This is a genomic window from Maribacter sp. 4U21 (assembly GCF_002742365.1).
GTDB lineage: Bacteria > Bacteroidota > Bacteroidia > Flavobacteriales > Flavobacteriaceae > Maribacter.
Genome location: NZ_MDGN01000015.1, coordinates 35087 through 49506 on the forward strand (window position 1 = coordinate 35087; position 14420 = coordinate 49506).

General features: G+C 41.6%; 12 protein-coding genes and 1 tRNA gene. 5 read left to right on the plus strand and 8 right to left on the minus strand.

What is annotated here, in order from left to right; all coding sequences use genetic code 11:
- Positions 1-2: 2 nt before the first annotated feature.
- The 3 genes from BFP77_RS02810 to BFP77_RS02820 form a co-directional block, all read right to left on the minus strand.
- Complete coding sequence (locus BFP77_RS02810; protein ID WP_218963446.1) at positions 3-1484, minus strand: APC family permease; 1482 nt, start codon at positions 1482-1484, stop codon at positions 3-5.
- 23 nt (positions 1485-1507) lie between these two features.
- Positions 1508-3151 carry a hypothetical protein gene (locus BFP77_RS02815; RefSeq protein ID WP_180272292.1) on the minus strand — a complete coding sequence of 548 codons (1644 nt, stop codon included), beginning with the start codon at positions 3149-3151 and terminating at the stop codon, positions 1508-1510.
- A gap of 220 nt (positions 3152-3371) precedes the next feature.
- Positions 3372-3444: transfer RNA gene (locus tag BFP77_RS02820), tRNA-Met, on the minus strand.
- Between the two features lie 231 nt (positions 3445-3675).
- Here BFP77_RS02820 and BFP77_RS02825 point away from each other — a divergent pair.
- From BFP77_RS02825 to der, 3 genes are all read left to right on the plus strand, one after another.
- The gene (locus tag BFP77_RS02825; RefSeq protein ID WP_099572598.1) at positions 3676-5040 is read left to right on the plus strand and encodes an alanine/glycine:cation symporter family protein; all 1365 of its coding nucleotides are present in this window, start codon (positions 3676-3678) and stop codon (positions 5038-5040) included.
- Positions 5027-5911 (plus strand): GTPase Era, encoded by an 885-nt coding sequence (gene era / locus BFP77_RS02830; RefSeq protein ID WP_099572559.1) that lies wholly within the window; start codon positions 5027-5029, stop codon positions 5909-5911. Before BFP77_RS02825 ends, era begins: the two co-directional genes overlap by 14 nt.
- A gap of 76 nt (positions 5912-5987) precedes the next feature.
- Positions 5988-7292 carry a ribosome biogenesis GTPase Der gene (gene der, locus BFP77_RS02835; RefSeq protein WP_099572560.1) on the plus strand — a complete coding sequence of 435 codons (1305 nt, stop codon included), beginning with the start codon at positions 5988-5990 and terminating at the stop codon, positions 7290-7292.
- A gap of 107 nt (positions 7293-7399) precedes the next feature.
- Here der and BFP77_RS02840 read toward each other — a convergent pair whose 3' ends face one another.
- The 5 genes from BFP77_RS02840 to BFP77_RS02860 form a co-directional block, all read right to left on the minus strand.
- Entirely contained in the window at positions 7400-8191 is a 792-nt protein-coding gene (locus tag BFP77_RS02840) for a TPM domain-containing protein (protein ID WP_099572599.1), read from the minus strand.
- A 61-nt stretch (positions 8192-8252) separates the two neighbouring features.
- Complete coding sequence (locus tag BFP77_RS02845) at positions 8253-8690, minus strand: TPM domain-containing protein (RefSeq protein ID WP_099572561.1); 438 nt, start codon at positions 8688-8690, stop codon at positions 8253-8255.
- A 9-nt stretch (positions 8691-8699) separates the two neighbouring features.
- A complete protein-coding gene (locus tag BFP77_RS02850; RefSeq protein WP_099572562.1) occupies positions 8700-9299 on the minus strand; it encodes a LemA family protein in 600 nt (199 codons plus the stop codon).
- 49 nt (positions 9300-9348) lie between these two features.
- Positions 9349-9678, minus strand: coding sequence for a MerR family transcriptional regulator (locus BFP77_RS02855; protein ID WP_099572563.1), 330 nt, complete (start codon positions 9676-9678; stop codon positions 9349-9351).
- On the minus strand, positions 9678-10655 hold the full coding sequence (locus BFP77_RS02860) for a M23 family metallopeptidase (RefSeq protein WP_099572564.1): 978 nt from the start codon (positions 10653-10655) through the stop codon (positions 9678-9680). The genes BFP77_RS02855 and BFP77_RS02860 overlap by 1 nt, the downstream gene beginning before the upstream one ends.
- 104 nt (positions 10656-10759) lie before the next feature.
- On the opposite strand from BFP77_RS02860, the gene alaS reads away from it, so the two are divergent.
- Positions 10760-13378, plus strand: a complete 2619-nt coding sequence (gene alaS / locus BFP77_RS02865) for an alanine--tRNA ligase (protein ID WP_099572565.1) — start codon at positions 10760-10762, stop codon at positions 13376-13378.
- A 57-nt stretch (positions 13379-13435) separates the two neighbouring features.
- The gene (locus BFP77_RS02870) at positions 13436-14398 is read left to right on the plus strand and encodes a GSCFA domain-containing protein (RefSeq protein WP_099572566.1); all 963 of its coding nucleotides are present in this window, start codon (positions 13436-13438) and stop codon (positions 14396-14398) included.
- Positions 14399-14420 lie beyond the last annotated feature (22 nt).

Genomic DNA, 14420 nt, shown 5'->3' on the forward strand with positions numbered 1-14420 from the left:
ATTTATTCTTCTGGGAGTACTTTAAAGATTTTATCTGGGTCGGAGCCTTGGTTTTTGAGTTGTCTCCATTTAGTTACAAAGAGCAAGCTTGCCATTCCCATAACAAGAAGCCAAATAGGAGTGGAGTGAAAATACCATTCCTCCACGTTAGAACTAAGGTCCTTATAGGTATGTACCGCTAGGAAAAGAATCAAGGAAACGATACCCGCCCACCCGATGATCAGTTGTAACCTTCTATTTTTAAACATACTAATTTTATCCGCAAGTTCTTTATTGACCTTGGGTAGTGTTATCAGGGTAATGCACATCAATAAAAAATTCACCATCATTGAGGTGACCATAATATCTATTCCCAAGAAAAAATCGCCTGCAAAATGGGAACCGAATACGCCAACGCTCGCCATGAGTCCGGCTAGTAGTAAAGCAACATTAGGGGTTTTATACGTTTTATGGATAGTGGTAATAAAATTCGGAAAGATGCCGTCCTTGGCCCAGGCGAACATTAAACGCGAAACGGAAAGCAACATGGCGGGCAAATCATTGATCAAGGCGATGGTGGCGCCCAACAAAATAGCAATGCCAAGACCGGAAGGTAGTACATAACTGAGTAGACCAGGGGCCGAGATATCTTTCTTAATGGCTTCTTCTGCAACAAAACTCCAAGGCACGGTATGGTATACCGCCGATGCAAATAGGAAATAGAAAAGCCCAACCGAAGTGATAGATAAGATAATGGCCCTAGGTAAGGTCTTTGTTGGGTTTTTGGCCTCACCGCCAGCCTGAGCAATGGAATCAAAACCTATAAAACTAGAAAATAACAGCGCTGCTGCGGAGAGGAAGATACGCCAGTCAAAAACAGCGTTTTCTATGGGTATAAAATTTCTATTTTCTCTAAGTTCTAAGGCCGTTACAAAATCTGAAGGTGTAAAATAATATCCGGCTATTATAACAATGCCGCCTAAAACGAACATAAGAAACATCATGGGTAATAAGGTGAAGGCGTAGGATTTTGCCCCTCTGATGTTGATCCCTACAAAACTCCATATCAGTAGTAGTGCCAAAGAAATCCTTACCCATCCCAGTTCTAAGGTTTGGGACATTCCTACCCATCCCAGTTCCATAGCAATATCACGTATAAAGGGGATAGTAACATAAGCAATGACCCCGATGACGATAGAGAGTCCAAACCATTGCGAAAAACTTGCTACGAAACCCAAATAGGGGTGCAGTCCCCTGCTGGCATAAATATAACTGCCACCTGCTCTGGGCATTGCCGAGGCGAGAATACCGTAGGCAAGTGCAGCGAAAATGGCAGGCACTGCGGCAAAGGCAAAAGCATATAGCACGTACGGACCAATACCCGGAACATTCTTTTGAATCATAAACGGCACAACGTTTATCGAAGCGCCCAACATAGAGCAAACGCCAGTAGCCGTCAAAGCCAAAAGGCCTAATTGTCTAGAAAGTTTGGGTGCTTTACTCAAATTGAATTGGGCTTATGAACTTATTAATCCAGGATACTATTTAAATGGTCCCTACTTCCTGTTAATTCCCATTGTCCTAAAGTAATGGGGATGTTACCGATACCGTTTAATTTGTCAAAAAAAGATTTCAGTTGAAAAGGCTGTCCTTTTTTCTCAGAGAGACGGGTATATTCCGCTAAGGCCTGCTCTACCAGATACTTACCGGTAATATAACTGGTGCCATAGCCTGGCTGACGCAAATAGAGATGCTGTTCAAAAATCAAGAGTTCTTTTTCGGTTTTCATCCACCCTCGTGGAGTATAGTCAGAATGTATTTTTCCGGCTTCTTCCATGGTCATTTCATTGGCGTGGGCATAGAGTGAACCCAGACCTCTTGCCGCCCGTTGCGCAATCATAATATATACAATTTCCCGCACTCTGGGGTTGTTTTCGTAAAGACCGGCCTGTAGAAACATTTCCTCTACCGCCGTGGCCAAACCTTCGTTTCTAGAGTCGAAAATGTTATAGCGTAAAGGATTCTTTCGAATAATGCTCGGATTTGGTTCTTCGTCCATACGGGCCAACTCAAACCAATGATAAAAATGAGAGAATAGGGGTCTTGGGTCATAGTGTGCAGTTATCCAAAAGAAATTACGTTTCTCTTCGGGAACAAAGGCCCCATAATGTTCGGCTAGCGCAGGTTTAAAATATTCTTTAACCGTAACAATATCCTCCTGTTCCAAAAATTTTAGCAGACTTTCAGCGGATGCAGCAGCTAATTCTTGATACACCTCAGGAGAATCTGCCGCGACGAGCTTTGGTAAGTTCCTGTTTCTATGCTCCTCTAACTTTAAAGCGGTCCATGCTCTGGCCAGCTCTCTTTTTAATAATAATACTTCATCCTCCCAGGTGAGGGGTACCAAATGTACGTTCTGCTGGTACCATGTGTAATTTTCTTTCCCTATTCCACTGGGTCCAGTCTTAGAAGAAGCCTGCTCTTCTAACCACTTAACAAGATTTATCGTAGCCTCTTTTGCTTTGGTTATTGCTTTGGAAAGAGCTTTGTCTTTTGCGATTCCTAACATATTTTGCAATGCCTCTAGATTATTGATTTGCTCTCGGATATCTCGTATACCGGTTATCCAGAGGTCTTTGGCATTTCCGGTTAAGTTAAGTTTTGCCTGCTCGTTAAGAACGGGAATAACCTGCAGTTCTTTCATCATTTTTTCCTTGGATTTTTGGTCTAAGGGAAAGTTGTATTGCCAAACCTCCAGCAGTGCATGATGGGTAGGACCTTCGTGAGCGGGAACATCGCTTCGGCTCATCCTAACGGTTTTGTAAAAGGCCGGGTCTCGATGCCAGGGTCTTAGTATGCGATAATTAAAATCGTAACCGTTCATTTCTGCAAGCAAAATGTGCCAGTCAACTTGTTCGGATACTGGCCAGTGTATGATACTTATATCTTTTAACTTTGTTTGTAACACCTTAAAAGCAGCCTGTCTGTTATCAAAAGTAATGGTCCTATAATCTGGAGCCCCTTGGTACTTTGGTGGTTCTTCAAAAGCGCGCCATTCTTTGTAAAGGGCTTCCAAGGTTTCATACGAGGTATTTGATTCTATTTGCCCCATTCCCCACTGAAATGAAAACAAGAAATATAGGAGAACGGATAAAGGTCTTTTGAAGGTCATTTCTATATTTTTTCAAAAGATAACTTATTCAAGAGATTTTTAAAAGTAAGAACTGATAATAGGGAAAATAAAAAACCTCATATTTTTATGAAGCTTTTTCCAGTAACGGGAACTGCCCCGAAGCCTCGGGGGAACCAGTGCCCGCCTCAGGCGGATGTGGGCCCTAATGATTTAACTATATACAAAAAAAGCCACCAACTTTCGTTGATGACTTCCTTAGTAGCGGGAACTGGACTCGAACCAGTGACCTTCGGGTTATGAGCCCGACGAGCTACCTACTGCTCTATCCCGCGATATATGCGTTTTGTTTCTTTTGGAAACGAATTTTCAATATGTTGACTCAGTTTTAAGTAGGCACCGTATCCTGAGCGTGGTCGAAGGATACTGCTCTATCCCACGATGTGGACGACAAAGATACAACGCTTTTAAGCTTATTTCCAAATTTATAGAAGATTTGATTTAAAAATAAATGGAATCCATGGGTGTCTAATAAAATTTTAAATGAAATAACTACCTTCGGAATCATGGAGCAACTCAACGACTTTTTGGTAAGTGCCATCTCAGGTACGGAATGGCCTATGTTTATTCTTCTTATCGGAGGAGGTATTTTCTTAATATTCCGTTCAAAATTACTGCCCTATCGCTTTTTTGGTCATGCAATAGCCATTGCAAGGGGTAAGTATGACGATGATAATGCCGAGGGAGATGTGAGCTCGCTTCAAGCACTTTCTGCTGCCGTAGCCGCTACGGTTGGTTTAGGCAATATCTCTGGGGTGGCGATTGCTATTCATGATGGTGGTCCGGGTGTGGTATTTTGGATTTGGATGACCGCCCTTATAGGTATGTGTATTAAATTTTATTCTTGTAGTCTATCCATTATGTTCAGGGGAAAGGACTCTGAAGGAAATTTGCAGGGCGGCCCCATGTTCTACATTACGCAAGGACTGGGGAAAAAGTATAAACCTTTGGCCATTTTCTTTTGTATTGCTGGTCTCTTTGGATTTTTAGGGGTATTCACTGCCAATCAATTTACGGAAACGTTTATGAGCGTGATCCAACCTTCGGAAACGCTTTTTGAAATGAGCGATTTCAACTGGAAATTATCCGTTGGGGTAACACTGGCCATAATCACCTCCTTTGTGATTTTCGGGGGGCTTTCTAAAATTGCAAAAGTAGCCACTGCAATTGTACCTTTTATGGTATTTATTTATTTGCTTGCCGTTGTATTGGTGATGGTTTTGAATGCTTCACAGGTAATCCCCTCCCTGAATCTTATAGTGACCGAAGCATGGAATTTTGAGACCTTGGTAACGGGAGGTTTCTGGGGCTTGGTCATCATTGGTGTTCGTAGGGCAATGTTCTCTAACGAGGCGGGTTTAGGTAGTGCGCCCATGTACCACGGACAGTCTAAAAACGATGAGCCTATTAGAGAAGGCTTGGTTGCCATGTTGGGACCTTTCATTGACACTATTTTGGTGTGCACTTTTACCGCAGTTGTCATTATATTAAGTGGGGCTTATCTAGAGGACGGAAGCGGAATTGTAATGACCTTAAATGCGTTCAATACTTCTTTGGGAAGTTGGGGAGGAGTGCTTTTAATGGTAATTGTTGCAGCGTTTGCCATGTCCACGTTATTTACGTACTCCTACTACGGTGTTAAATGTCTTTCTTTTTTGACGAATGCAAAAATTGGTAGGTATTACAATTGGTATTTTGTAATTATGATCGTGTTCGCCGCGGTAGCATCTTTAGAATTAGTGAAAAATCTCATTGATTTATCGTATGCCTTAATGGTAATACCCAATATGATTGCCGTACTTTTGTTGGCTCCAAAGGTTAACGCCGCCGCTAAGATATATTTTCAAAAACTAAGGAATGAAGGAGCATAAAGCAGGATTTGTAAATATTATTGGAAATCCTAATGTTGGGAAGTCCACTTTGATGAATGCATTTGTTGGTGAGAAGTTGTCCATAATTACGTCAAAAGCGCAAACTACAAGACACCGTATTCTAGGGATTGTTAACGGAGACGATTTTCAAGTTATTTTATCCGATACGCCTGGGATTATAAAACCGGCCTACGATTTGCAGTCGTCCATGATGAATTTTGTAAAGTCGGCCTTTGAAGATGCAGATGTATTGATCTACATGGTTGAAATTGGCGAAAAAGCATTAAAGGATGAGGCTTTTTTCGAGAAAATAAAAAATAGTAGAATTCCTGTTTTATTACTCCTGAATAAGGTTGATACGACTACCCAAGAAATATTGGAGGAACAAGTGCAGTACTGGCAAGAACAATTACCATCTGTGGAGTTACACCCAATTTCCGCATTATCAAATTTCAACGTAAAAAACGTATTTCAACGCATTCTGGAGCTATTGCCAAATTCCCCTGCATACTATCCCAAAGACCAGTTAACCGATAAGCCGGAACGCTTTTTTGTAAACGAAACCATACGGGAAAAAATTCTACTGTATTATAAGAAGGAAATTCCATATGCCGTTGAGGTAGAAACGGAAGAGTTTTTTGAAGACGAAAAAATCATCCGAATTCGCTCTGTTATTATGGTCGAGCGCGAAACCCAAAAAGGAATCATCATAGGGCATAAAGGTTCCGCCTTAAAACGAGTTGGTGTCGAATCCAGGAAAGACCTTGAAAAATTCTTTGACAAGCAAGTGCATATAGAATTATACGTAAAAGTGAACAAGAACTGGCGAAATGATAGTAGGCAGTTAAAAAGGTTCGGTTATAATAGCTGATTTTTAGTTTTATAATACGCCATCAACTAACTCCTATTCTTTTGTTTATACTACCTTTGCAGCCAAATTCAGAGGTATGGGAGCTATCGTAGCCATTGTAGGAAGGCCAAATGTTGGTAAATCAACTTTTTTTAACCGCTTAATTCAGCGTAGGGAGGCTATTGTGGACGCCGTGAGCGGAGTTACTAGAGACCGTCATTATGGTAAAAGTGATTGGAACGGGAAAGAGTTTTCCATTATCGATACGGGTGGATATGTTGTAGGTAGCGATGACGTTTTTGAGCAGGAAATAGACAAGCAGGTAGAACTGGCGATACAAGAAGCGGATGCCATTATTTTCATGGTCGATGTGGAAAGTGGTGTCACGGGAATGGATGAGGATGTTGCCAAATTATTACGAAGGGTAAATAAGCCCGTCTTTCTCGCTATAAATAAGGTCGATAATGCCATGCGTCAAGAAGATGCGGTTGAATTCTATGCATTGGGATTGGGTGACTATTACACGCTTTCCAGTATCAACGGAAGTGGTACGGGAGAATTGTTGGACGCTCTGGTAGAAAAGCTTCCGGATGTTCAAGAAGAGGAAAGCGAGCTACCAAGATTTGCGGTGGTCGGACGGCCAAATGCAGGTAAGTCATCCTTTATCAACGCCTTGATAGGGGAGGATAGATATATTGTAACGGACATCGCAGGAACCACAAGAGATAGTATCGATACCAAGTATAACCGATTTGGTTTTGAATTTAATCTAGTCGATACAGCCGGGATACGGAGAAAGTCAAAAGTAAAGGAAGATTTGGAGTTTTACTCCGTGATGCGTTCGGTACGGGCAATAGAGCATTGCGATGTATGTTTGTTATTGTTGGATGCTACCAGAGGTTTTGACGGGCAAGTGGCCAATATCTTTTGGTTGGCACAACGTAATCATAAGGGTATTGTAATACTGGTGAACAAATGGGACTTGGTAGCCGATAAAGAGACCAATACCATGAAACAATATACCCAGCGAATTAAGCAGGCCATAGAGCCGTTTACAGATGTACCGATACTTTTTATTTCTGTATTAACGAAACAGCGTATTTTTAAGGCTATCGAAACGGCGGTAGAGGTCTACAAGAACCGCAGTAAAAAGATCATTACACGTAAGTTCAATGAAGTAATGTTGCCATTAATTGAACATTATCCACCCCCGGCATACAAGGGTAAACATGTAAAGATTAAGTTTTGTACGCAGTTGCCAACACCCTACCCGCAGTTTGCTTTTTTCTGCAATCTTCCCCAGTACGTTAAAGAACCTTATAAACGCTATCTAGAGAATAAGCTGCGGGAAGAGTTTGATTTCTCAGGCGTTCCTATCAGTATTTTTATGAGGAAAAAGTAATTTGTTCAGCATTTTTGTATTGCTCTAAGTAAGTGATAAATTATTTTGAACTTAATGCCTAGTTTGGATTTGATTTTTAAGATTGAACTTGTATTTACGTGAAGGAATCACCACCCTCCAGAGGCACCACCGCCTCCAAAGCCGCCACCGCCAAATCCACCACCAAAACCTCCACCGCCTCCAAAGCTTCCGCCACCACCAAAACCACCAGAGCCTCCACTGCGGCCCATGTTGCTAAGTATGATGACGTCCCAAAGGTCCAAGCCTCTTTTTCTTCTACCACCGTTTCCACGCCCGTTACCCTTGTTGCGTTTGGAAAGGATAATTAAAATGATGAAGAATATAATGAAGGGTAAAAGCGCCCTTATTGATAAACCATCATTGGTCTCAAAAGAACGTTCTTCCTTAAACTCTCCCATAAGTACTTGGAAAATAGCATCGGCACCTCTGTTGAGTCCGCCATAATAATCGCCCGTCTTAAATTCTGGAATAATAATACCCTCGATAATCCTGCGCGACATGGCATCGGTCAAGGTAGCTTCTACGCCGTAACCTGTATTAATGGCTATTTTTCGGTCATCCCTAGCTAACAGTACAAGGACACCATTGTCTTTTCCGGCTTGGCCAATACCCCATTTTTGTCCCCATTGGGCTCCAAGATAGGTGATGTTTTCTCCCTCAGTACTTGCAATAATTACTACTACAATTTGGGTAGAAGTACTATCCGAGTAACGAATGAGTTTTTGTTCCAGACTCGTTTTTTGAGATACAGGCAGCAGCTGAATGTAATCATAGACACTGGTTTCTTTTTGCGGTTTTTCAGGAATTTGAAACTGTCCCCAACTTGAATGAGCAAAAAGGAAAATAAAAAAAACAGATAAAATTCTTCTTGGCTCCATAAGGATGAGACGATTGAAGTTTTTCAATATTCTCCTACCCATTGGGAAGGTCAATAGGGGCCTATCCTTTGGATATCTCATTGCTTAGTTCATTTGTGTCATCATGCTTCCAAGGAAAATGATGTTCCAACTCGGTTCCCGCTTTAAGTATCCCCGCAACGATTCCGGTTTTGTATGCACCTTCTTTAAAATGTTTCTCTATGGTATTCTTTGTGCTTTTCCAAAAATCCTTCGGAACTACCCTATCTATACCTTTATCACCGCAGATGGCGAACTTCCTGTCATTTACCGCAACATAGATAAGAACTCCGTTTTCCTCTTTGGTATTGTCCATTTTAAGTAAATGAAACAGCTCTTTTGCTCTTTCGTAATGGTCTGTTCGTGTATGCGCCTCAATATGAACCCTTATTTCGCCCGAGGTATTTTTTTCTGCTTGCAGGATAGCTTCAACAATTTCTTGTTCTTCTTCTGCCGTCAAAAAATCTTCTACTCTGGACATATACCGGGTTTATTCAAATTCAAAATTTACATCGGGCGCTTGTTCGGAACCTGCTTCAGATTTGAAGTAGGCCAATTCGTCAAAGTTGAACAGCCCTGCAAGAATGGAATTCGGGAATTTTTTGATGTGCAAATTATAAGGTTCCACCGTGGCGTTAAAACGGTCTCGTGCCACATTAATTCTATTTTCAGTGCCTTCTAGTTGAGATTGTAGTTCTAGAAAGTTTTGATTGGCCTTTAAATCGGGATATCGCTCAACAGTAACTAAAAGCCTGCTCAACGCTCCGCTTAGACCACTTTGCGCTTGGTTGAATTGCGCTAGTTGTTCTGGCGTAATGTTCGTTGGGTCTATACTCACTGCTGTAGCTTTGGAACGGGCTTCAATAACATCGGTTAGTGTTCCGCGCTCAAAATCGGCAGCACCCTGTACCGTTTTCACTAAATTACCGATGAGGTCGTTTCTTCTTTGGTATGCGCTTTCTACGTTTGCCCAAGTCTTGGTCGATGTTTCTTTTAGAGCGATGGCGGTATTGTTAAATCCTACTCCCCATTGGTATAGGCCAAATGCTAGGACCGCTAGTAACACAAGTGCGATTATTCCTTTTTTCATGATTAGTGTAGTTTTAAATTATTCTCCCTGTCAGGAGAATTATTAGTGTTTATAGTTGATTCTTGATTTTGATGAGTTCCGTTTTAACACGTTCCAGCTTTTGAATGATATCAAAATTGGATAAGGTCTTTTGTTTTTCCTCCCTTAAGTGTGTTTTTGCCCCTTCAAGCGTAAAACCACGCTCTTTGACAAGATGATAGATGAGCTGCAGGTTTTTAATATCCTGCGGAGTGAATTTTCGGTTTCCCTTAGCGTTCTTTTTCGGTTGTAATACATCGAATTCCTTTTCCCAGAAACGAATTAAAGAAGTATTTACCCCAAAGGCACGTGCTACCTCTCCAATTCCATAATAACGTCTTTCTGGCAGGTCTATTTGCATTAATCCAGGGATTGATTTTCTTGGTTTGCGTATTTCAGCATATTTTCAAATTCTTCGGGAGATAAACTTCCGTAGTAGAAATTGATAGGGTTAATGCGGTCTTTTTCCTTCCACACTTCATAGTGCAAGTGCGGGGCTTCAGACCTTCCCGTACTACCTACAAAACCGATAAGGTCGCCTCGTTTTACTTTCTGTCCTTTTTTTACGTTGTACTTGCTCAAGTGGGCGTATAGGCTTAAATATCCGTAGCCATGGTCTATTCTAATATGTTTTCCGTAACCAGAGGAATTATTGTCCGCCCTAGTCACTTTACCATCTCCAGAAGCGTAAATGGGAGTACCCTTAGGTGCGGTAAAATCCATGCCATAATGCATTTTTCTCGCCTTGGTAAAAGGGTCCGAACGCCACCCGTAACCTGATGCCATGCGCGTAAGGTCTTCGTTGTTGATGGGTTGTATTGCAGGAATGGAAACCAAAAGTTTTTCTTTTTCTTCGGCCAGTTTGGTGATTTCATCCAAGGATTTGGATTGTATGGCCATCTGTTTTTTTATAATATCCAAGCGCTTGGTGGTGGAGATAATCATCTCGGAGTTATTGAAACCTTCTAAGGACTTATACCTGTTTATACCACCGAATCCGGCTTTACGTTGCTCCTCTGGAATTGGGTTGGCTTCAAAATATAGCCGATAGATATTGTTGTCACGGTCCTCAATGTTGGCAAGGACTTCTTCGATTTGGCCCATTTTTCTATCCAACAGGTCAAACTGAAGTTCGTAATTTTTTACTTCCCGTTGTAATGAAAGTTCTCTGGGCGTATTGATTAGATTAGTGTTCAAAAGTAATAGCAGACCTAGAAAACCGAAAAGTAGGGATCCCAAAAAGAAAAAGGCGATGTTCCGGTATCGCTTGGATTTTTCAGGTTCAATTTTCCGGTAAGAAAGTGTATCCGGGTCGTAATAGTATTTTACTTTAGACATGAATAGATTTTATTCTATTTTTGTTCTTTCGTTTTAACATAACAAACAAATATAAAAATTGTTTTCAATAAACAGTTAAAATTTGTAAAAGCTTAGCATTTTAGATGAATTCCAAGGATATACGAAAGCAATTTTTAAACTTTTTTGAAAGCAAAAAGCACAAGATCGTGGCTTCTGCTCCAATGGTCATAAAGGATGACCCAACCCTGCTTTTTACGAATGCCGGAATGAATCAGTTCAAGGAGTATTTTTTAGGGATTTCCATACCAAAAAATGCACGCGTGGCAGATACGCAAAAGTGCCTTAGGGTAAGTGGCAAGCATAACGATTTGGAAGAGGTTGGCAAGGACACCTACCACCACACCATGTTCGAGATGTTGGGTAACTGGAGTTTTGGCGATTATTTTAAGGAAGAAGCCATTAACTGGGCTTGGGAATTGCTGACCGACGTGCTGAAAATTGACAAGGACAGTTTATACGTTTCTGTTTTTGAAGGTAGTGATGACGCAGATAATTTGGAGAAGGATAACGAGGCTTTTGGTTTATGGAAAGCAATCGTTCCCGAGGAACGTATCATCATGGGCAACAAGAAGGATAATTTCTGGGAGATGGGCGATCAAGGTCCTTGCGGTCCTTGTTCTGAAATTCATGTAGATATACGTTCTAAAGAGGAAAAGGCTAAAGTTCCCGGAGCAAGTTTGGTCAACGCCGATCATCCCTTGGTGGTAGAAATATGGAACTTGGTCTTTATGCAGTACAATCGTAAGGCGGACGGTACCTTAGAAAACCTGCCTGCCAAACACGTAGATACCGGAATGGGTTTTGAACGTCTGTGTATGGTGCTTCAGAACGTAAAATCTAACTACGATACCGATGTTTTTACGCCGTTGATTAGAGAGATAGAGACCATTACGGATGCCGATTACGGTAAGGGTGAAGAAATAGATATCGCCATTAGGGTTATTGCGGACCATATTAGGGCGGTGGCATTTTCTATTGCAGATGGCCAATTGCCGAGCAATACGGGCGCTGGTTATGTTATTCGTCGTATTCTAAGGCGTGCAGTGCGGTATGGTTTTACCTTTCTGGGAACCAAAGAACCCTTTATGTACCGCTTGGTCAATGTGCTTACCCAAAGCATGGGAGATGCGTTTCCCGAGCTTAAGGAGCAAAAGCAGTTGATACAGAATGTTATCAAAGAAGAAGAACATTCCTTTTTGAAAACGCTGGACCAAGGATTAGTACTCTTGGATTCCATTATCGCCAATTCAGAAGATAAAAAAGTGGACGGAGCCAAAGCATTTGAGCTGTACGATACTTTTGGATTTCCTATAGATTTAACGGCCTTGATCCTCAATGAAAAGGGTTACGAATTGGATGAAGCTGGATTTGATGCGGCCATGCAAAAGCAAAAGAGCCGTTCTAAATCGGCATCAGAAATTTCCAAACAAGATTGGGAGGTATTGGTGATTGATACGGAACAGGAATTTGTTGGCTATGACCTGTTAGAGGCGGATGTGAAAATTGTGAAGTATCGCAAGATTACATCTAAGAAAGAAGGGGTTCAGTATCAACTGGTCTTTAATTTGACCCCTTTCTATGCAGAAGGTGGCGGACAAGTGGGGGACAAGGGCTACTTGGAGCCAGCTGATGGTGATGTGGTCTATATCATTGATACGAAAAAAGAAAATAACGAAATAGTACATTTTACCAAAAACCTTCCGAAAAAATTGGATGGTAGTTTTAAGGCCGTGGTAGATATAAAGCAACGTCAAAGAACAGAAGCGAACCATACGGCCACGCATCTACTGCATCAGGCTTTGCGAGAAATTTTAGGAACCCATGTAGAACAAAAAGGTTCTGCGGTACACTCTAAATACCTACGTTTCGATTTTTCACATTTTTCCAAACTTAGCGTAGAAGAATTACGCCAAGTAGAGGATTTTGTAAATGCCCGTATCGAGGGGCAATTGCCCTTGCAAGAGCAGCGCAACATTCCTATGAAAGAAGCTTTGGAATCCGGAGCTATGGCCTTGTTCGGAGAAAAATATGGAGATACGGTCAGGACCATAAAATTTGGGCAGTCCGTAGAGTTATGCGGTGGAACCCATGTAAAGAACACCAGTGAAATATGGCATTTCAAGATAAAATCGGAAAGTGCCGTTGCGGCAGGTATCAGAAGAATTGAAGCGATAACCAGTGACGCGGTAAAGGATTTTTATTTTGAAAATAACCGATCGCTTTATGAGATAAAGGATGCGTTGGGCAATGCTCAAGACCCTGTAAAAGCGGTAACCAGTCTGCAGGAAGAAAATGCGGATTTGAGGAAGCAGGTAGCACAATTGCTCAAAGAAAAAGCCAAGAACTTAAAAGGAGCATTGGCGCAGGAATTAGAGAAAGTAAATGGGGTTCGGTTCTTGGCCAAGAAAATAGATTTAGATGGCGCAGGAATTAAGGACCTTTCCTTTGAAATGGGGCAGAATCAAGATGATCTGTTCTTGCTTTTTGGTACGGAACAGAACGGTAAAGCCTTGTTGTCCTGTTATATTTCAAAGGAAGTGGTTGCATCCAAAAATTTGAATGCCGGTATCATAGTCCGCGAGCTAGGGAAATTTATTCAGGGCGGAGGCGGTGGTCAGCCTTTCTTTGCAACGGCAGGGGGTAAAAACCCGAACGGTATAGCCGAGGCCTTGGAAAAGGCAAAAGGATATTTAGCCCCGTAATCCCCAAAGGGGGAATCTTAAGCATTACGTAAAGCAAAACGCGATATACTAGATAACATGAACCTCCAAACCCAGATTTCTTTTCGGAAAGCCGACAAGCAAATAGACTACGCTAGTGAGTTAATGCTCTTAGGGTCTTGTTTCTCGGAACATATTGGGGCAAAGTTGGATTACTTTAAATTCCGGACACTACAAAACCCCTTTGGCATCTTTTTTCATCCACTGGCTATAGAAAATTTGATTACAAGGGCCATTCAAAAGCGAGGGTATACGCCGGAAGACCTTTTTTATCATAATGAGCGTTGGCATTGTTTTGATGCCCACTCCAATACGAGCAATGTTTCTAACGAAAAAGTTTTGGAAGGCCTAAACGGGCAGTTACGGAAGACAGAACAACTTTTGTCTAAGGCAAGCCATATCATCATCACGCTGGGTACGGGGTGGACCTATCAAAAAAGGGAAACAGGTGTAACGGTGGCCAATTGTCACAAAATACCCCAAAAAGAATTTAAAAAACAGTTGCTGACCGTTGATGAAATCACGGCTAGTCTGCAACGGGCAATACAACAAATTAGAACCGTTAACAAAAACGCACAACTCGTTTTCACTATTTCCCCAGTACGTCATCTAAAAGACGGTTTTGTAGAAAATCAACGAAGTAAGGCGCATCTGATTGCTGCAGTGCACGACATCGTAAACGCTTATGCTGACGAAGAAAAAAGCAGGGTAGCCTATTTTGAAAGCTATGAATTGATGATGGACGAGCTGCGGGATTATCGTTTTTATAAAGCGGATATGATTCATCCAAATACCTTAGCTATTGATTATATCTGGGAAAAATTTTCCGAGGTGTGGGTCTCAGATGATGCACAGGTTACCATGAAACTGGTGGAAGAAATACAAAGAGGATTGGAACATAGACCTTTTAATCCAAATTCGGAACAACATCAAAAATTTCTAGAGTCGCTCAAGGAGAAAATCTCGTATATTAAAAAAGAACATCCTGCTATGACTTTCTAATAGGGGGTTAGCGTTACCGCCT

Excerpts from the sequence above, each read along its gene's own strand:
- BFP77_RS02845 (WP_099572561.1), bottom strand. The coding sequence starts at position 8,690 with ATGTCCAGAGTAGAAGATTTTTTGACGGCAGAAGAAGAACAAGAAATT.
- BFP77_RS02870 (WP_099572566.1), top strand. The coding sequence starts at position 13,436 with ATGAACCTCCAAACCCAGATTTCTTTTCGGAAAGCCGACAAGCAAATA.
- era (WP_099572559.1), top strand. The coding sequence starts at position 5,027 with ATGAAGGAGCATAAAGCAGGATTTGTAAATATTATTGGAAATCCTAAT.
- BFP77_RS02855 (WP_099572563.1), bottom strand. The coding sequence starts at position 9,678 with ATGCAAATAGACCTGCCAGAAAGACGTTATTATGGAATTGGAGAGGTA.
- der (WP_099572560.1), top strand. The coding sequence starts at position 5,988 with ATGGGAGCTATCGTAGCCATTGTAGGAAGGCCAAATGTTGGTAAATCA.
- alaS (WP_099572565.1), top strand. The coding sequence starts at position 10,760 with ATGAATTCCAAGGATATACGAAAGCAATTTTTAAACTTTTTTGAAAGC.
- BFP77_RS02860 (WP_099572564.1), bottom strand. The coding sequence starts at position 10,655 with ATGTCTAAAGTAAAATACTATTACGACCCGGATACACTTTCTTACCGG.
- BFP77_RS02825 (WP_099572598.1), top strand. The coding sequence starts at position 3,676 with ATGGAGCAACTCAACGACTTTTTGGTAAGTGCCATCTCAGGTACGGAA.
- BFP77_RS02850 (WP_099572562.1), bottom strand. The coding sequence starts at position 9,299 with ATGAAAAAAGGAATAATCGCACTTGTGTTACTAGCGGTCCTAGCATTT.
- BFP77_RS02815 (WP_180272292.1), bottom strand. The coding sequence starts at position 3,151 with ATGACCTTCAAAAGACCTTTATCCGTTCTCCTATATTTCTTGTTTTCA.
- BFP77_RS02840 (WP_099572599.1), bottom strand. The coding sequence starts at position 8,191 with ATGGAGCCAAGAAGAATTTTATCTGTTTTTTTTATTTTCCTTTTTGCT.